This window comes from Mesorhizobium sp. WSM4871 (assembly GCF_055811295.1).
This window is the reverse complement of record NZ_JBVVPU010000007.1, coordinates 162,838-182,324: the sequence shown is the minus strand read 5'-3', so window position 1 is coordinate 182,324 and position 19,487 is coordinate 162,838. Positions and strand designations below refer to the sequence as shown.

The 19,487-nt window shown below is 61.9% G+C and carries 12 protein-coding genes; 11 read left to right on the top strand and 1 reads right to left on the bottom strand.

What is annotated here, in order from left to right; genetic code table 11:
* The first annotated feature begins 72 nt into the window (after nucleotides 1-72).
* The 11 genes from AC0L2H_RS16350 (at nucleotide 73) to AC0L2H_RS16300 (ending at nucleotide 18,140) form a co-directional block, all read left to right on the top strand.
* Nucleotides 73-3,108, top strand: coding sequence for an autotransporter outer membrane beta-barrel domain-containing protein (locus AC0L2H_RS16350; protein WP_473591191.1), 3,036 nt, complete (start codon nucleotides 73-75; stop codon nucleotides 3,106-3,108).
* 109 nt (nucleotides 3,109-3,217) lie between these two features.
* Nucleotides 3,218-4,288 (top strand): cellulose biosynthesis protein BcsN, encoded by a 1,071-nt coding sequence (gene bcsN / locus AC0L2H_RS16345; RefSeq protein WP_473591190.1) that lies wholly within the window; start codon nucleotides 3,218-3,220, stop codon nucleotides 4,286-4,288.
* Between the two features lie 193 nt (nucleotides 4,289-4,481).
* Entirely contained in the window at nucleotides 4,482-6,677 is a 2,196-nt protein-coding gene (gene bcsA, locus AC0L2H_RS16340) for a UDP-forming cellulose synthase catalytic subunit (protein WP_473591189.1), read from the top strand.
* Nucleotides 6,674-9,001 carry a cellulose biosynthesis cyclic di-GMP-binding regulatory protein BcsB gene (locus AC0L2H_RS16335; RefSeq protein WP_473591188.1) on the top strand — a complete coding sequence of 776 codons (2,328 nt, stop codon included), beginning with the start codon at nucleotides 6,674-6,676 and terminating at the stop codon, nucleotides 8,999-9,001. Before bcsA ends, AC0L2H_RS16335 begins: the two co-directional genes overlap by 4 nt.
* 53 nt (nucleotides 9,002-9,054) lie before the next feature.
* A complete protein-coding gene (locus AC0L2H_RS16330) occupies nucleotides 9,055-10,059 on the top strand; it encodes a family 8 glycosyl hydrolase (protein ID WP_473591294.1) in 1,005 nt (334 codons plus the stop codon).
* Complete coding sequence (locus AC0L2H_RS16325) at nucleotides 10,056-12,200, top strand: tetratricopeptide repeat protein (RefSeq protein WP_473591187.1); 2,145 nt, start codon at nucleotides 10,056-10,058, stop codon at nucleotides 12,198-12,200. Before AC0L2H_RS16330 ends, AC0L2H_RS16325 begins: the two co-directional genes overlap by 4 nt.
* A 419-nt stretch (nucleotides 12,201-12,619) precedes the next feature.
* Nucleotides 12,620-13,534, top strand: a complete 915-nt coding sequence (gene coxB / locus AC0L2H_RS16320) for a cytochrome c oxidase subunit II (protein ID WP_473591186.1) — start codon at nucleotides 12,620-12,622, stop codon at nucleotides 13,532-13,534.
* Entirely contained in the window at nucleotides 13,531-16,059 is a 2,529-nt protein-coding gene (ctaD, locus tag AC0L2H_RS16315) for a cytochrome c oxidase subunit I (RefSeq protein ID WP_473591185.1), read from the top strand. The genes coxB and ctaD overlap by 4 nt, the downstream gene beginning before the upstream one ends.
* 7 nt (nucleotides 16,060-16,066) lie before the next feature.
* Nucleotides 16,067-16,441: a hypothetical protein gene (locus AC0L2H_RS16310; protein ID WP_473591184.1), complete on the top strand. Its 375-nt coding sequence runs from the start codon at nucleotides 16,067-16,069 to the stop codon at nucleotides 16,439-16,441.
* Nucleotides 16,438-17,058 (top strand): cytochrome c oxidase assembly protein, encoded by a 621-nt coding sequence (locus tag AC0L2H_RS16305; RefSeq protein ID WP_473591183.1) that lies wholly within the window; start codon nucleotides 16,438-16,440, stop codon nucleotides 17,056-17,058. Before AC0L2H_RS16310 ends, AC0L2H_RS16305 begins: the two co-directional genes overlap by 4 nt.
* Complete coding sequence (locus tag AC0L2H_RS16300) at nucleotides 17,058-18,140, top strand: c-type cytochrome (protein ID WP_473591182.1); 1,083 nt, start codon at nucleotides 17,058-17,060, stop codon at nucleotides 18,138-18,140. The genes AC0L2H_RS16305 and AC0L2H_RS16300 overlap by 1 nt, the downstream gene beginning before the upstream one ends.
* A gap of 502 nt (nucleotides 18,141-18,642) precedes the next feature.
* Here AC0L2H_RS16300 and AC0L2H_RS16295 read toward each other — a convergent pair.
* On the bottom strand, nucleotides 18,643-19,485 hold the full coding sequence (locus AC0L2H_RS16295) for an SDR family oxidoreductase (protein WP_473591181.1): 843 nt from the start codon (nucleotides 19,483-19,485) through the stop codon (nucleotides 18,643-18,645).
* Between the last annotated feature and the right edge of the window lie 2 nt (nucleotides 19,486-19,487).

Here is a 19,487-nt window from a genome sequence, read left to right as displayed (position 1 = left end):
TTCCTGCTCCAGCCTGTGAGTTCAGGGGCACAGGAGCACGTGCCGCAGCCATTCCAGATTCGATCTTCGGATGTGAACCCGAAATCCTCGGCCGGTGATGCCAACGCGCCTTTCGCAATTACCGCCGATGACGTGGCCCCTGAATTGACCTCGAGCGGTAGTGTCACGACCTATCAGGGAACCGAATCGGCCGGCGACGCGGCGATCACCAACAACGAGAACGACAGGGTGGAATTCCTCGACCAGAGCACCGCGGCTCAGGCGACCATCGTAAACAATTCAGGCGGTAGCGCGCATTTTTCCGACCAGTCGACGGCGGGGAGTGCGTTCATGACCAACAATGCCGACAGCCTGATCGAATTCACCGGCCAATCCACGGCGGCGGGATCGAACATCACGAACAATGAAGGCGGCAAGATTTCCTTCGACGATGATGCCGGTGGCGGCAACGCCGCGATCGCCAACAATGGCGCGATCGCCTTCCAGGGCAACGCCAGCGCCGAACAGGCAAACATCGTCAGCAATGCCGGTGCGACCGTTTCGTTTTCGGGAAATGCCACTGCCGGCACCGCCCAGATCACCAACAATGGCGGCTTGAATTTTGAAGGAGGTTCAAGCGCGGGCCAGAGCCTGATCACCAACAATGAGGGTGCCGCGACAAATTTTTCCGGCAACAGTTCGGCCGCCACCGCGGCAATCACCAACAATGGCGGCGTCACCTTCACGGACGATGCCACCGCCGGTTCGGCGAGCATCATCAACAATCAGTCCGGTGAGGTTACCTTCTCCGGCAATGCCTCTGCCGGGACGGCTTTCATGGCCAATAGCGGACAGCTCGACTTTGCCGGCGCCAGTTCGGCCGGCACCGCGGAGATCGTCAACAACGCAAGCGGCATAGTGGCGCTCTCAGGTTCAGCCACGCTGGCCAATGCCTCCGTCAACAATGGCGGGTTGGTGGATTTCTCCGGCAACGCATCGGCGGGCGCTGCCACCATCGTGACTGGGCCAGCCGGCCGGACGGTTTTTCGCGAGCTGAGCTCGGGCGGCACCGCCGCGCTGGAGACGAACCTGGGCGGAACGGTCGATTTTTCCGGGGTTTCCGATGGACAGATCGAAGTCGGGTCAATCCAGGGGCCGGGGACGTATTATCTCGGTGGCGTCGCCCTCGTCGTCGGAGGAAACAATTTGTCGACGACCGTCGATGGCGCCATCGTCGACGGCGGATTGTCGGGCGGCACCGGCGGTTCGCTGGTCAAGACAGGCGGCGGCACGCTCACGCTCTCGGGGCCTAATACCTATACCGGGGCAACGGATGTCCGCGGCGGCGTCCTGCAGGCAGGCGCGGCGGGCGCTCTTTCGGCAAGCTCGGATTTCATCGTCGGCGCCGGCGCGCTGCTTGACCTCGCCGGCTTCGACCAGGCGATCGGCTCGCTTTCCGGCACAGGATCGGTCGATCTCGCCACCGCCCGGCTGACGACAGGCGGGAACGATGCCGACACCGTCTTCGAGGGTACGGCCAGTGGGACCGGCGGCCTTACCAAGACTGGCGCCGGCACCATGGAACTCGACGGCGTCAATGCCTATTCCGGGACGACCCAGGTGGAGCAAGGCGAGCTGCGCGTTTCGGGCTCCATCGCCGCTTCGGCAGTGCAGGTCGATGCCGGCGCCATCCTGAGCGGCAACGGCACCGTGGGCGCGACGACGGTGGCGGGCACTCTGGCACGGGAAAACGACGGTGGCACGCTGTCGGTCGCTGGCGATCTCGTTCTCGGCCACGGTTCCACCTACAGCCTGTCGCTGGATCCGAATGCTGGGGCAAGTCTGCTGACTGTGAACGGCACGGCGACGGTTGAGGGAAGCTCCCTCGTCGTTTCTGTGATCGGCGACTTCACCATCGAGGGGACCAGCTTCAGGATCCTCTCGGCATCGCAGGTGATCGGCAGTTTTTCCGACGTTCAAAGCGACATGCCGTTCATCGACCTGGCGCTGCACTATGGGGGCGGGACCGTCGACCTCGACGTGTCGCGCAACAATACAGATTTCACATCGGTCGCCGAAACCGCCAACCAGCGAGCCGTGGCGGGTGCGCTCGCGGACTTGCCGGACGGTGCGATCGTCGATGCCGTCGTTGCTTCGGCAAGTCCATCCGCGGCACGTTCGGCGTTCGATGCGCTTTCGGGCGAGATCTACCCGAGCCTCGCCAATAGCCTGTTGGAAAGCGATGCCGCGCTGCGCGATATCATGCTCGCCCAGGCCAGAAATTCCGCTGCCGAAGATGGTTCCCAGACCCGGCCACGGCTATGGTTCGATCCCTATCTGACCGAGATAGCGGGCGGCTCCGACGGCAATGCCGCCAGCAGCTATATAAGTCGCTCCGGTTTTCTCACGGGTGGCGATCTTAAATTGAGTGAAAACTGGCTGGTTGGCCTTGCGGCGGGTTATGGCGAGAGCGATTTCGACGTCAGCGCACGCGCGTCGGACGCCAATGTCGACACGCTCAGCATCGGGGCCTATTCGGCATGGGCAGGGTCGGGATTGCGGGGCCGGTTTGGCGGGCTGTATTCCTGGCATGAAATCAACTCCGAACGAAGCATCGCCTTTGGAGCGTTCAGGGACAAAGTCAAAGGCAACTACAATGCGCGCTCCGGACAGGTGTTCGGCGAAATCGACTATCCATTCAAACTTGCTCGGGCCGAAATTGCGCCGTTCGTCAACCTGACCTATGCGCGTTGGGATGCGGATGGCTGGTCCGAAAGCGGCGGTGACGCCGCGCTGGACATCCAGGCCTCCCATCTGGACGGCTTGATCACCACGACCGGTTTGCGCATGGGCGCCGAATTTCCCTGGAGCAGCGATCTGCTGGTCCGGCTCGGGGCAATGGCCGGCTGGCGCTTCACATCGCTTGGTGGCAGCGGAGAGTGGCACCAGCTCGCCGGCGCGAGCCCATTCTTTATTGGCGGCGTCCCCGTTGAACGAAACGCCGCTGTACTCGGCGCCGATCTGCGCCTTGCGTTTCGATCGATGTCGCTGGGCCTTGCCTATGAGGGATTGCTGGAGCGCGGCTCCCAGTACCAATCATATAAAGGCTTCCTCACGGTGAAGTTCTGACCAGGGCGAGTTGCAAATTTGACTCGGTTACAGGCTTCTCTTGGGGGCAAGGTTCTTTTGCCGGGATTATTCCTTCGTCAAGCAGCGCGAATCTCATAGCGTCGCATGCATGGACTTCGCCGAGGGCCGCCACGTCTGCCCGGTTTTGAGGGAGCGTCTCGATTCAATTCGAGGCTCTTGCCTGTGGAGAATTGGCGCGGCGTTCGCCCTGAAGATTGCAGGCCTGGCCCTGGTACTGATGCTTGCCGCTTGCGCCCAGCCTCCGCCGCTTGTGAATTCGTCCGGAACGAACCTCGTTTCGACCGAAACGGCTTTTGCGTTTCCCGCGCCAGGCGGCCCTGCAATCACCGCCATCATCGAGCGGCGATTCACCAATGCCACCCAGCAGGACATTCTGCTTTCGACATCGGCGCGTACGCCCGGCCAGAACATGTTGAGGGTTCAGTTGTTTGGGCCGGTCGATACATCGGCCGCCGGGGAATCCCGGCTTCGCGACGGATACCTTCCGATCGGCGATGTCGGCTCGGAGATGCGGCGGCTGCTGCCGGGCATCCGGATGTTGCGTTCGCCCTATTATGTGCAGAACAAATATGGGCCGTTTGGCTATGCCGCGGGGCGCTCGGCATCGGGTGACACCTGTCTCTACGGCTGGCAGCGCATAAGCTCGACCGGCATGACCCAAACCTGGGTGGGGAACAAAGGCTCGATCCAGGTTCGTCTTCGTCTGTGCGACCAGAATGCATCCGAGCAAAGACTTCTCGACGTCATGTATGGCTATACGATCACCTCGTCCTTCAAGACGCGCAATTGGAATCCGTATGGCGAGCCCGCCGCGCCAGATGCATCCCTTGGCAAAGCAGGGCAGCCGATCTACCCCGTTGGTATTTCGCGTTTCGAGACTGTAACCGGGCCGCCGCCCGCCGCGCAGCCAGGGCAGTCAGATGGCCGGGTGTATCGCACTCAGAGGCAGGCGTCGGTAGAGCCACCTCCCGCTCCCTCGCAGCCAGCGCCCGTGGGGCTTGTCGTGCCACCGCCGCCGGAAGCGGAGAGTGCCAACTCCCAAATGCCGGCTTCGTCCGTAGCGCCTCCGGTCTCCGCGGCGGATACCGTCGGGAAGGGCACCGTGCCGATCGTGCCGCCGCCGCCTTGCGTGGCTGACGCCGCGGGCGGCTGCAAATAAGCCAGTTTACCATTCGCTAACCATACCGAGAACGGGCATGGGCCATGAAGCCGAAATCAACCATTACGTGTTCGGATGCATGGTCGCTGCGAGTGGTGGCGCATCCCGCAAAATCTGGGAACGCAGGGGCGCAGCCGGGGACCGGGACGCGATTGGACCGACAGGTGGCAAGCGTCCGAATGTAGAGGCATGAATGCGGAAGTTCCTGAGCGTCGTTCAATGGGCCTTGGCATCGGTGTGCGTGCTCACACTGGTGACGCTGCCCATCAGTCTGGAAACCCAACTGGTTGCCGGCATGTGCGTGCTCGTCGCCATGATGGTGCTGAAGCTCGTGCGACCGGATGGCATCTGGCGGCTGGTTGCCCTTGCTTTCGGCACAGCCATCGTCATGCGCTATGTGTACTGGCGCACGACAAGCACGCTGCCGCCGGTCAACCAGCTGGAGAACTTCATTCCCGGCTTGATGGTCTATCTCGCGGAAATGTACAGCGTGCTGATGCTGGCGCTCAGCCTTTTCGTCGTGGCGCTGCCGCTTCCCTCGCGACCGTCGCGCGCCAATTCCGGCGATCGTATGCCCTCGGTCGACGTCTTCATTCCCACCTACAACGAAGATCCGGACCTGCTGGCGAACACGATGGCCGCAGCCAAGGGCATGGATTATCCAGCCGACAAATTCAATGTCTGGCTGCTCGATGATGGTGGAACCGTTCAGAAGCGGAACTCGGACAAAATCGGCGACGCCAACAATGCGGAGCGGCGCCATGCCCAATTGCAGAAGTTGAGCGCCGAGATGGGCGTGAACTACCTGACGCGCGATCGCAACGAACATGCAAAGGCCGGCAACCTCAATAATGGACTCTCAAAGTCGACGGGTGAGCTCATCGCCGTGTTCGATGCGGATCATGCGCCGGCACGCGATTTTCTCAAGGAGACGGTCGGCTATTTTGATGAAGATCCAAAGTTATTCCTCGTCCAGACACCGCATTTCTTCCTCAACCCAGACCCAGTTGAGCGAAACCTTCGCACCTTTGAAAAAATGCCGTCCGAAAACGAGATGTTCTACGGCATCATTCAGCGTGGCCTCGACAAGTGGAATGCGGCTTTCTTTTGCGGATCGGCGGCGGTGCTGCGCCGTACGGCTCTTGCGGAAACCGGCGGCTTCAGCGGCGTCAGCATCACTGAAGACTGCGAGACCGCGGTCGAGCTGCACGCGCGTGGCTGGCATAGTGTCTATGTCGACAAGCCGCTGATTGCCGGATTGCAGCCGGCAACCTTCGCCAGTTTCATCGGCCAAAGAAGCCGCTGGGCGCAGGGCATGATGCAGATACTGCGATTCAGATTCCCGCCGCTCAAGCGTGGCCTCTCAATTCCGCAGCGCCTTTGCTACATGTCGTCAACCCTGTTCTGGCTGTTCCCGTTCCCGCGCACGATCTTCCTGATCGCGCCGCTGTTCTACCTGTTCTTCGACCTGCAGATATTCACCGCGTCCGGCGGCGAGTTCATGGCCTACACGCTCGCCTACATGATAGTGAACTTGATGATGCAGAACTATCTCTACGGCGCCTTCCGCTGGCCATGGGTCTCGGAACTCTATGAATATGTCCAGACGGTGCATCTGCTCCCCGCCGTGATTTCCGTGATCCTGAATCCGAGGAAGCCGACATTCAAGGTCACCGCGAAGGACGAATCGATAGCGAGGAGCCGGCTGTCGGAAATCGGAAAGCCGTTTTTCGCCATCTTCGGTGTCCTGCTCGCTGGCGTGGCGATGACGGTCTACAAGGTTTACACCGAGCCTTACAAAGCGGACGTCACACTGGTCGTCGGGGGCTGGAATCTGCTCAACCTCATTATCGCCGGATGCGCGCTGGGTGTGGTCTCCGAACGGGGAGAGCGCGCGGCCACCAGACGCGTCAAGGTCAGCCGTCGCTGTGATTTCCAGGTCGCCGGGAAATGGCTTCAGGGGACAATCGAGAATGTGTCGGCAAACGGCGCCCGCGTGCTGGTCTTCGGCGCCGAGCTCGAGGATCTCGTGATCGATGCCAAGACTGGAATTCGGTTCAAATTGTTCTCCGACGGGACTGAAGCCGTCTTGCCGGTGTCGATACGAAACTTCGAGCGAACAACGGACAGCATTGCCATCGGATGCCTCTACCTGCCGACCGAAGCCGTTCATCATCGGCTTGTCGCCGACCTGATCTTCGCGAACTCAAAGCAGTGGGAACAGTTCCAGCTGTCGCGCAGAGGCAATCCGGGGTTGCTGCGGGGGACGTTCTGGTTCCTGAGGCTGGCGATCTACCAGACCTACCGCGGCCTGGTTTACTTCTGGCGTGACCTGCGCGGACGGGACAACATAAAGCCCATCGGACAACTCGCGGAGAAGCGGCCATGAGAGCCGTTTTCGCGTCGGTTGCATTGCTTCTGCTGGCGGTATCGCCGGCAGTCTCCCAAACCAGCCCGTTCGACATGTCCTCCGAAAAGCCGGCTGTTCCCGCGCCTGCTCAACCGACAGGAGCGGCGCCAGCCCAAAATGACAGCGCGCCGATTGCAGCGGCGACGCCGCAGCCGGCCGCGTCGCTGGCACGGCGCTATATCGCGCCATTCACCGAGCTGGTGCTTTCGGGGGAGTATTCGCAGCGCTCCTGGTCACTCTTTCTCACGCCGGAACAGGCTGCCGCGAAGGCGGAGCTGCATCTCGTCTATCAAAATGCCGTTGTCATCGCCCCCGAGGCGTCGCGTCTGAAAATATCCATCAATGGCAGCGAGCTGGTCGATGCGCCGATCGCCTCGTCGGAGAATGCCTCCGACATCTCGGTGAACATCCCGGCGAACCTCCTGCACGCCGGGATGAACGATATTGCGATATCCGCGCAGCAGAGGCACCGTACGGATTGCACGATTGAATCGACTTACGAACTGTGGACGCAGATCGACACAGCCAAGACCTTTCTTTCATTCGATGGTCCAGACGCCGGACGTTGGAAGCGCGTCGACGATCTGCGCGCGATCGGCGTGGACGAAAGTGGCGCAACGACCTTCAACCTGATTGTTCCGTCAATGGGACAAACAATCTCGACGTCACCGGCGGTGCGCCTGGGTGAGGCACTGGCGCTGATGGCCAGTATGCCGAACCAGTCCTTCGACGTCAGCGAGACCGGATCGTCGGCCGCCAAACCCGGCATGGCGACCATAGTCCTGGGGCCAGCATCGGAGCTTTCCAATGTGCTGGCGACAGTCCCCCCTGCCGCCGAAACCGGTCCGGTGGCAACATTGATCGACGATCCCAGGCTTGGTCCTTCCATCCTGGTGGTGAGCGGCCCAACCTGGCAGGCAGTCGATATGGCGATCGACGATATTGCCAAGCAAGTCGACCGGCCTGCAGGCAGCCTGCGGACGAGCCTGTCGACCCGGACGTGGCGGATGCCGGATGTGCCATTGCTGTCGAGTGCCAGCCGATTGAAGTTTTCCGAGCTTGGCATGAACACGCTGGAATTCTCGGGACGAAGGGTACGCACCGATTTTGCGGTCGGGGTTCCCTCCGACTTCTATGCCAACGCCTATGGCGAAGCGACCATCCTGCTGGATGCGGCCTACTCGCAGGACGTACTGCCCGGGAGCCACATCGACGTCTATGTCAATGACAATATTGCCGCCACGGTGCCGATCACGACCTCCGGCGGTGAGATTCTGCGGCATCTGCCGATCAAGGTCACGATGCGACACTTCAGACCGGGCGACAACGTCATTGCGCTTGAAGCCGTTCTCATGACCCGGGCCGACGCAATATGCGCGCCCGGCGCGACGGCGCAAGGCGGCCAGCGCTTCGTGATTTTCGACAGCTCCGAGTTCGCCGTCCCCGACTTCGCGCGAGTGGCCAGGACGCCCGATCTTGCAGGTGTCAGCGGCACCGGTTTCCCCTATAACCGTTCGGAATACACGTTGCCGCTGATCATGGACCGTACTCAACCGGAGAGCGTTTCCGCCGGGGTCACGCTCCTGGCGCGCATGTCGGTCGCAGCCGGACGCCTCATCGCCGTGGACTCCCTGACCGCGGCCACCGCCGTGGCGGACAGGAACGCTCTGTTCATCAGCGCGATCTCGCAAGTCCCCCCGGCAGTGCTGGCGCAGGTCGGCGTTTCGAATGATGCCTCCTCGACATGGGGGGAAACCGTCGCATCGATTCGTCCGAATACCGAGGCGACATTCGACCGATGGCGCGAAAGGCTACGCGACAGCGGGTGGCGCGGCCAGATCGGCTCGCTTCAGGATTGGCTGACAAGGACCTTCAACATATCCATGAATTCATTTCGGATCTTCCCAGGCCCGGCAGCCGAATTCACGCCGCAAGGCAGCGCCAGCCTGGTCGTCGCGCAGGAAGCCAGCCCTGCGGGTTCCGGCACATGGACGCTCGTTACCGCTCCGACGGTCGGTGCTCTGCGGGATGGTGTCCGCTCGCTGACGGAACAGGGTACCTGGCGGCAGATGGAAGGACACATCACAACCGTCGACGCCAGCGACGACAAGGTTGCCACCGTGCCAGTCACGCGTTTCAATTTCGTCGAAACGCAACCATTTTCAATCTGGAACTATCGCCTGATCGTCGCCAACTGGCTATCCGCCAATGCGCTGTCCTATGCTGTCGTGCTGACCTTGCTGTCGATCTTGCTGGGCTTTGCAACCGCCGGACTGCTTGGCGCGCTGGGACGGCGCAGGTGACACGTTCTGCGCGGGCGTTGCTTGTTGTTCTTGCCGGCGCCCTGCTTGTCGTGATGGCGCAATCCAGGGATGTTCGAGCGGCTGGAGCAATTACGGCGAAGGAATGGACCCTTTACAAGGAAAAGTTTCTCGACCCGAGCGGAAGAATCATTGACAACGCCAATGGAAAGATCAGTCACAGCGAAGGTCAGGGGTACGGGCTGCTATTGTCCTATCTTGCCGATAACAGGGGTGATTTCGATCGCATCTGGGCATTCACCCGCACGGAGATGCTGGTGCGGGACGATGGATTGGCTGCCTGGAAATGGGACCCGGCGGCGGCCCCGCACGTAGCCGACACCAACAATGCCAGCGATGGCGACGTGCTGATCGCTTACGGTCTGGCGCTCGCAGGGGCTGCCTGGCAGCGCCCTGACCTCAGCGCTTCCGCACGCAATATCGCGGTCGCGCTGGCTGCCGGTGGATTGGAAACGGTGGGCGATCTTGTTCTGCTGAAGCCGGGCAATTCGGGCTTCGCCGCCAGTGACCGCAAGGACGGCCCCGTCGTCAACCCGTCCTACTGGGTGTTCGAAGCGTTTCCGGTGTTGGCCGAATTGATGCCGGACGGGCCGTGGCGGGAAGTCGATGACAGTGGCAAGGCCTTGCTGGCGGCTTCCATGAAAATCGGGGTATCAAGCCTGCCGCCGGATTGGGTGTCCCTGAAGGCCAAACCTCGTCCAGCGGATGGGTTTCCCCAGGAATTCAGCTACAATGCCGTGCGAATCCCGCTTTACCTTGTCCGTTCAGGCAATCGCGACCGGGCGTTGCTGGAACCATTCATGACCCAAATGCCCGATCAGAATGGGCGCGTGCGTATCGTCAACATTGCCACGGGCCAAACACGTCAATTGCTTGACGATACAGGCTACCGCATCATCCCCGCTTTGGTCGCCTGCGTCCTCGACGGGACACCGCTGCCCGACGACATGCGGTCGTTCACGCCGACCGACTACTACCCTTCGACCTTGCAGTTGCTGGCGTTGTCCTATGCAAGGCGCCACAAGCCGGATTGCCTATGAAACCGGTGGTGTTCATAGCCGCCGGCGTGGCGCTGCTTGGCGCGGTCGTTCTCCGAGACGCCGGCTATTTCGGTGGTGGGGCTTCGATTCGCGATGCCGGTCGTCCCGCTACCGGCAATGCTCAATCCGAGGCGGGATATTCGTCTGTTGCGCAGCAAGCGCCCGCAACGACAGGTCCTGCCAAGCCCAACGGTGCGCGGGCTGCGTCGCCGAAGGTCGACGAGACGGCGCTCCGCTATTTTGCCTCCAAGGGCGATACCAAGCGGTTGGAGGCTGAAATTGCCCGGCTGAGAGCCCTCTACCCGCAATGGACGCCGCCGGAAAATCCCTTGGCCGTGCAGGAAGTGGGCGACCTGCAACTCGACCAGATGTGGAAGCTCTATTCCGAAGGCAAACTCGCCGAGGTACGAAAGGCGATAGCCGACAGGCAAACCGCGCAGGCTGGCTGGCAACCCCCAGCGGACCTGCTCGACCGGCTGGCGGTCGCGGAAGCCAGGGAACAACTCATCAACGCCTCCAATTTAAAGCAATACGAGGCCGTCATCCGGATTGGCTCAACCAGCTCAAGTCTGCTGACATGCGGCGATGTCGATGTACTCTGGCGCGTGGCCGAAGCCTTCGCGCACACGCAACGCGAGGACCGGGCGCGCGACGCCTACCTCTATGTGCTGAACAATTGCAAGAAACCCGAGGAACGCATAGCCACAGTACAGAAGGCGTTGCCGCTGCTGTCGCGGCCAAATCTCGAGCAGCTGCTGGCCACGGAGCAGAAGACGGCCGACGGCAAGGGAGAATTTTCCGCGATACGCGGCGATATTGCCAGGCAGAGCCTTGCCGACGCCGATGCGGACCCGAAGCTGGTTGTCCCACCGGCCGATATTGCGACCGTGAAAGCGCTGGCGACCGAGGGCGGATTGCCGTCCGACGCTCTTTTGCTGGGCTGGTACTACGTCCGCCGTGACAACCCGAAAGATGCGGAAGAATGGTTTCGAAAGGCCCGTGACAAGGAAGACACGGCCGGTGCCTCGCAAGGGCTGGCGCTTGCGTTGATCAACCAGAATCGCCCCGCCGAAGCCGAGCAAATCCTCTATTCGTGGCGCGATACGAACGATGATGTGCGACGCGTCTATCTGGCTGCGATAGCGAACCTCCTGGCTGTCACGCCGCCCCCGCCCCTCGACACTGAAGTCCTGCAGCGGATGGTTCAGGAAGTCTACGCCGCCAAGGATGCCGCGTCCGCGCAACAGCTCGGCTGGTACGCCGACGGGTTGGACCAGTGGCAGACAGCCGCGCAATGGTTCAAGCTCGCACTCGACTGGAAGCCCGACGATGAGCCTTCCGCCTACGGTCTCGCGCTGACCCGCTGGAAAATCGGCGACAAGGCCGGTGCGCGGGAAATACAGGCGGCTTGGGCGGGACGCTCCGAACGCATACCGACGGTCGGCGAGCGCAGCATCGAGACGGCGGCTGTCGGAAAAGACGCGGGGACAGAGCCGCGCGCGCGACAGCCGGTGACGCAGAGCCGCCCTGAGGATCAGGCGAAAACATATCAATCCGGGGATCAGCCAAGATCCAATCGAAATGACGCACAAGCGAGCTCTCGTGCCGGAGCCAAGCGGCAGAATCGAGGCTGCTTGAGCACCATCGATCCAGCGTCATTGGCTCCCGACGCGGCGCTAACGCGCGGCTGGTGCCTCATGGAGGCAAACAGGCCGGTTGAAGCCGCGGCGGCCTTTGAAATCGCGCTAGGCGGTTCCGGCAAAACCCGCTCCGACGCAGCGTACGGGCAAAGCCTGGCCTATTTGCGTGCCGGGCTTTCCGACATGGCGGCAGTGGCTGCCTCCAAGGCCCCTTTGGATGCCGACCGCAAGGTCCAAGTACAGACCGCGCTTCTGGAAGCCCAAGCGACAACCGCTTTCGACCAGGGGCGATATGTCGAAGTCCTCATGGCATTGGATGAAAGGTCGCGCATTGCGCCCGAACGCACCGGCCTGATGGTGCTGCGCGGCTATGCATATTTGAAACTTAGGCGGTTCGGCGACGCGGAACAGGTTTTCCGCGCTGCCGCAGGCACCGGGAATCGGGACGCTTTGAAGGGGCTGAACGATGTACGGGTGACACGCGCCGCTAAAATTCAGTGACGAGCCATAAGAGAGTTCGGTTCTCGTGGCCAGCCTTCGGGGTGTTCGTCGCTGAGGAATTCCTCCGCGATGCGACGTGAAAGAGAGGTCGCACCTCGCTGACACAGGTGGCACTACCCGTGGGATTCAGCTCGTCAATGTGCAAGTCATCGGCATCAGCCTGGTGAAAGCTTGCAGGTCGGCCATCAAGGCTAGGACGGGATGCGTTTGGCAAGCCGTCCATCTTCGAGCGACGCCCAAAGGGTGAAAGTGTTGGCGCAACCACTTGGTGACAAGCGCGTTTGTGGACAATGGCTGCAACGATATCGGAGGGGTTTTGTTCGCCCACGTTTGCACACATAGAGGCCCAAATTGCGAAACGCGCTGCGGTAGGTTGCTTTCCAGTGTCAATATGCTTGGGCTAATCGGGCATCCAATCGGTGCTTGATCCGGCCGGAGAGGAAGCGCGCCAGGTCGCTTACCTTTTCTGGCTCATGGCAATTGCTGGCGGTGTTATCTGGCTGACGGTCGTCGGTCTTCTCGTTCATGCGATGCGTCATGAGCGCGCCGCCATAAGCGAGCGTATTGCAAGTCGGCTGATTTTCTGGGGCGGGGCGGCCATTCCCTCGCTGCTCCTCTTTCTATTGCTAGGCTATGCGCTTTGGCTGATGCCTGGACTGAGACCTTTCGCACGCGCGGGCGAAGCCAACGGTCTCAGGATCGAAGTGACTGGTGAACAATTCTGGTGGAGGGTCGCCTACCGCCCGGCAGATGGCGGGGTTCCTATTCTTTCCGCCAACGAGATCAGGCTGCCGGTTGGCGTGCGCGTCGAGTTCTTGCTGAAGAGCACCGACGTCATCCATTCCTTCTGGATTCCCGCCCTCGGTGGCAAGATGGATATGATTCCGGGCCGGGTGAACCGGCTCTCGTTGCTGGCGACCAAACCTGGCACTTACCGTGGTCCTTGCGCGGAATATTGCGGAACCTCGCACGCGCTGATGACCTTCACCGCCGTCGCCATGGAACCAACTGCCTTCCGGGAGTGGTTAGCTGTGCGGGCGAACCCTTCGCCCGGAACATCCTTGCCGGGACGTGAGCCCTTTCTTCGCAACGGCTGCGGCGCATGCCATCGCGTTGCGGGCACGGAAGCTGATGGCCGTGTCGGGCCGGATCTCTCGCATGTGGGTTCGCGCGAAACGATCGGTGCCGGGATCTTGCCTGCTCACGATGAGGCGATCCGCAGCTTCATCGCGCATCCGAACGCGATCAAACCCGGTTCGAAGATGCCCGACTTCAGCATGCTGCCCCAACAGGACATCGCCGAGATTGCCGCCTGGCTGAAGGGGCTCGAATGACAGCCGTCAAAGCCCGCATCAAGCCAAAGCTTTCGCCCGCCGCGAAGAAGGCCGAGGAAGGCCAACTGCGCCGCGTCTGGGAGACGCCTGCCGGCTGGCGTTACTGGACTTCGGTCAACAATACGCAGGTTGGCCTCTGGTATGGCGGTGCGGCTTTCGCCTTCATGCTGTTTGCCGGCGTGCTGGCGCTTCTGGTGCGAACGCAACTCGCGGTTCCGGGAAATGATTTCCTCTCGGCCGACTTCTATAATCAAGCCTTCACGCTGCACGGCACGGTGATGATGTTCCTGTTTGCTGTGCCCATCTTCGAGGCCGTCGCGATCTTTCTGCTGCCGCCGATGCTAGGCGCGCGCGAACTGCCATTCCCCCGTCTCGGCGCCTTCGGCTTCTGGAGCTTCTTGATCGGCGGTGTCTTCGTTTGCGGCTCGATCTTCTTCGACGCAGCTCCCTCTTCAGGCTGGTTCATGTATCCGCCTCTCGCCACCGACAAGGAATACTCCGGCATCGGCGCCGACATCTGGCTGCTGGGCCTCTCCTTTATCGAAGTCGCTTCGATCGCCGCGGCGGTCGAACTGATCGTCGGCATCATGAAATGCCGCGCGCCGGGCATGCGCATCAACCTGATGCCGCTCTTCGCTTGGTATCTGCTGATCGTCGCGGGCATGATCCTCTTCGCTTTCCCGCCGCTGATTGCCGGCGACATCCTGTTCGAGATGCAGCGCATGTTCGACTGGCCGTTCTTCGATCCGACACGCGGCGGCGACCCGCTGCTGTGGCAGCACCTGTTCTGGATCTTCGGGCACCCCGAGGTCTACATCATCTTCCTGCCCGCCATCGCGCTGATGGCGATGATCGTACCGACCTTTTCGCAACGGCCGATCGTCGGTTATTCCTGGATCGTGCTTGCCGCTGTCGGCACCGGCTTCCTGTCGTTCGGCCTTTGGGTACACCACATGTTCGCGACGGGCCTGCCGCAGATCTCGCTGGCTTTCTTCTCGGCTGCCTCGGAAGCCGTCGCAATTCCAACCGGCGTGCAGATATTCGTCTTCATCGCCACCATGCTGGCCGGACGCGTCATCTTCTCGGTGCCGATGCTGTTTGGCGCCGGCGGGCTCGCCATCTTCGTCATTGGCGGGCTGACCGGCGTTATGGTTGCGCTCGTTCCGTTCGACTGGCAGGCTCACGATACCTATTTCGTCGTTGCACATCTGCATTACGTGCTGATTGGTGGGATGCTGTTCCCGCTGATCGCCGGCATTTATTATTACTACCCGCTGATCAACGCGCGGATGCTTTCTCCCTGGCTCGGGCGCACCGCGTTCTGGCTGATGTTTGCCGGCTTCAACATCGCCTTCTTTCCGATGCATCTGAGCGGGCTGCGGGGGATGCCGCGCCGCGTCTTCACCTATCCCGAGGGGATAGGCTGGGACTGGCTGAATCTCATCTCCACGATCGGCGCCTATGTTTTCGCAGCGGGGGTGCTGGTGGTCGCATTCGATGTTGTGCGGCCGAAGCATCGCGAACCCCGCGGCGAGCAGAATCCGTGGAAGGCCGGCACGCTAGAATGGCTGAACGAACCCGAGGAGAACTGGGGCGTCCGATCCATTCCCATCATCGAGAGCCGCTATCCGCTGTGGGACCAGAACGATCTGATGCGAAAGGTCAACGAGGGCGCCTATTATCTGTCTGACGCCAGGGACAATCGCCGCGAGACGTTGATCACCTCGGTGCTCGACGGCCATCCGGTGCAGTGCCAGCGCGTGGCTGGGCCAACCACGATCACGATAATTGCGGCCGTGTTGCTCGGCGGCGTCTTCGTGGCGCTTACCTTTGAACTGTGGATTCTTGCCCTACTCTCAGGCGTCGGCACGCTCGCTGCGATCCTCTGGTGGCTCTGGACCGGCACCGGCGAAATCCCGGAAAAGAAAACCAGGGATGTCGGCCTCGGGCTGCGCTTGCCACTCTATTCGTCCGGCCCGGATTCTGTAGGCTGGTGGGCGATATTCATTACGATGGTCGGCGACGGCACCGCGTTTGCCAGCCTCATCTTCGGCTATTTCTTCTACTGGACCATCCATCCGGACTTCACTCTGGGGCAGTCAGGCCCAGGTTTGCGGTGGCCGATGATGGCTTTGACGCTCTTTCTCGTAGCGTGGGTCTCGATGCTTGGAGCGCGTCAATTGAACGCGAGCGGGTGGATCAACGGCGCACGCCTTGCGCTTGTTGCCGCTTTCCTGCTCACGCTCACCGCCTCTGCTGCCGGCCTTGCCGGGCCGTGGCTGCATGGCATGCAGCCGACCGCGCATGTCTATCCGGCGATCGTCTGGATCCTCGTCATCTGGGCCCTTGCCCATGCCGCGGTTGGAGCCATCATGCAGCTCTATTGCCTCGCGCGAAGCCTCGCCGGTCGCCTGACGCGGGAGCACGACATGGAACTGCATAACGTCGTGCTCTACTGGCACTTTATGGCGATCACCGCGGCCATTACCTTCGCCGTCATCGGTCTTTTCCCGGAAGCGATGTGAGGCGGTGATGCGCGTCATTCCCAAAGAGGTCGAAACGCTCTGGACGCTCTTCACTGCGCCCGTGGTCTGGGCCGGACATTTCCTCGCCTGCTACGCCCTGGCCGCAATCTGGTGCGCCAAGCGCGGTGACCTCGGTTTCGGTGTCGTCCAGGCTGGCATAGCGGCTGTGACGCTGGCGGCTCTGGCCATGATCGTTCTGTCCAGCTGGCTCGCCTGGCGGCAGTGGGGCTTCGGCACACACGACCCGCCGCACGACGATCCCACCGCGAAGGATCGCACGCTCTTCCAGGGATTTGCCACGCTTCTGCTTTCCGGCCTGAGCTTCGTTGCCGTGCTTTACGTGGCGCTGCCGCTGCTCTTCATCGACGGATGTGCACCATGAGGATGCAAAGCCTGGTGCTGGGCCTACTCACGCTCGCGCTGGTCTGGGCGGGGCCGCTGCTCGATTCGTGGCGAGGCTCCTTCGCGGCCCACATGCTTGCCCACATGGGCGTCGTCGCCATTGCGGCTCCGCTGATTGCAATCGGCGTTTCAAATACAATACCTCCCGTAACGACCTCCGCTCCCCTCATCGCCTCCCTCGTCGAACTGATTGTCGTCTGGGGCTGGCACGCGCCCGCGGCGCGGCAGTGGGTCGAGACTTCAACCATCGCCACCCTAATTGAGCAGGCATCCTTCCTTGGCGCCGGGCTGCTCCTCTGGCTGACGTGCATCGCACCGGGGAATTCCCATGCACCGGCTCGCGACGCTGCCGGCACCTTCGCGCTGCTCTTGACCTCCATCCACATGACGTTGCTCGGCGCGCTGCTCTCGCTTGCCTCGCGACCGCTCTATGGCACCGGCGATGTGACTTGCTTCGGTCTCGTGCTTGGCGCCGGACAGGATCAGGCACTGGGCGGCGTTATCATGTTGATGATCGGCGCGGCCGTCTATCTCGCCGGAGGCGTCTTCCTGCTTGCCAAGCTCGTTGCTCGCAGAGCCGAAGAGGTGGCCAGCTGATGCACGTCAACTGGAAACATCTGGCGATAGGCTTGGCGATCCTCCCCGTTGCAGTGCTTTTCGCGACGTGGATCGGTTTCTTCAATGTTGGCGCCTCCACCGGTCACTGGAAAGTCACCGACTGGTTCTTGCATTTCGCCATGCGCTCGGCTGTGCGAACATACGCATTCAGCGTCGAGGTGCCGGACGACCTGCCGCGCTACGCTATTCAGCCGGCCGCCGGCCATTTCGCGCGCGGCTGCGCCATCTGCCACGGCGCGCCTGGCGAACAGCGCTCGCCCTCCGTCCTCGCGATGCTGCCGCGGCCGCCGGACCTTGCCGGAAAGGTCGCCGAATGGACGGACGCCGAACTCTTCCGCATCGTCAAGCACGGCGTGCGCTTCACCGGCATGCCGGCCTGGCCGACGCAGCGGCGCGACGATGAAGTCTGGGCGATGGTCGCCTTCCTGCGCGAACTGCCGAGGATGGACGAGGCGCGATGGCGCGATCTCGCTTACGGCAGTAGCGAACCGCCAACGGGCCAAACACGAGACCTCGAACGCGCACTAGCGGATTGTACGCGCTGCCACGGCAAGGACGGGCTCGGCCGTAGCGCCGGAACGGCGGTACTGGCCGCTCAGCGCGAAACTTACCTTCTTGAAAGCACAAGGGCCTATGCTGCAGGCCACCGTCAGAGCGGCGTCATGGAAGTTGCTGCCTCGGCCGTCGATCCTTCGCTCTTTGCCGATCTAGCGCGATATTTTTCCGCGCTGCCTGCGCCCGTAGTCTCGACACAACCGGATTCTGCTGAGGTTGCCCGCGGCGACGAGATCGCGCGCCGCGGCATCCCAGAGCGCGACGTTCCTGCATGCTTGGGTTGTCACGGTCGCCCCGACCGCAACCCCATTTATCCGGAACTGTCCGGACAGCCCGCCAAATACATTGCGACACAGCTCGAGCTCTTCCGCGCGGATAAGCGCGGCGGCACGCGCTTCGCCCATCTGATGCGCAACGCTGCTAAGAACCTCTCGGACGAAGATATTGCCGCACTAGCCGGCTTTTTCGCGAAAATGCCGCGTGCCGCCGCAACCGGCGGGCCTTGATTTGCGTTAGCTCATCACCCCAACCTGCTGGACTATCTCATGCGAAACTTCTGCGCGGTCTGTTCGTCATTGTCGCCATCGCCGTCATCGCAGGGGCGGCATGTTCTGCTTTTCGCGCGAGGAGCGAGCTTTCGTCGGATGCTGAATTTTGCACAAGGGCGAACACTATAGGAACTGATACACGGTCTTGATGACGCGAGAGCTATTGCTGGTCTGGTGCATCCGCTTGCTCGCCTAGATTACGCTCGACGGTCTCCGCGCTCAATGCAGCAAGATTACCGAGCGTTTGTATTTCATTGCAAATTTCCGTGGAGTGAGAGGAAGAGGGCCCGACATATTAAGTCGAGAGTTCGCGGCGCTTGACTCTCTGCAGGTTCACTCGGATGCCTGGGCAGACCACGCATCCACCTGTCGCCGCGACGTTCTCAAGGCGAGGCTGCGCGTCACCGTCACTTTGGCGACGTGACGATCCGCCAGTTTGGGATCAGCAGACCGTTTTCCGTCACCCCAACCCGCCGTTCGCGAATAGGGTTTGCGCGTCGATCCAGGCGCCATCCTGCGAACAGAGAAGCGCGATGACGCCGGCGATGTCTTCCGGCAGGCCCAGACGACCGAGGGGGGTTTGTTCGGGAATTCCGCGGAGCGCTTCTTCGCCGTGCTGACGGAGGAGCTGCGTGTCGACGGCGCCAGGCGCCACCGCGTTGACCGAGATGTTGCGACCGGCGAGCTCCTTCGCAAGGACACTGGAAAAGAGCACCTGGGCGCTTTTTGTGGCCGCATACGCGCCCGTAGCCGGAGGTGGCGTCTTGATGATGCTTGAGGCCAGGCTGATGATCCGGCCGCCGTCACGCGTACGTCGCGCCGCCTCGCGCAGCACGTTGAAGCTGCCTTTGACATTGGTGGCCATCATTCGATCGAAGGCCTCGTCCGACATCTGGGCGAAGAGGCCGACGTTCATGACGCCAGCGTTGTTGACCACCACATCAACGCCCCCGAACGCCTGGTCATTGGCGTCGAAGAGAGCCTTGACCGCTGCGGGATCGGCGACGTCGGCCTGAAGAGCGATGGCGCGCCCCCCAGCCGCCTCGATATCGGCCACCACGCGGGCGGCCAGATCACGGTTCGTAAGGTAGTTCACGGTCACGGCAAAGCCATCGCGTGCCAGACGCTTGGCGGTGGCAGCGCCGATGCCCCGCGACGAGCCGGTGACGACGGCCGCTTTGCCGGCGCCGGGGATAGCGGTTGTGGCTGCATGGGCCGAAGCCGTGCTTCCCAAGGCGAGAGTCGCGGGAACGGCGGCCGCGAGGGCCATGAAGGTGCGGCGCGAGGTGTCAGTATCGGACATTC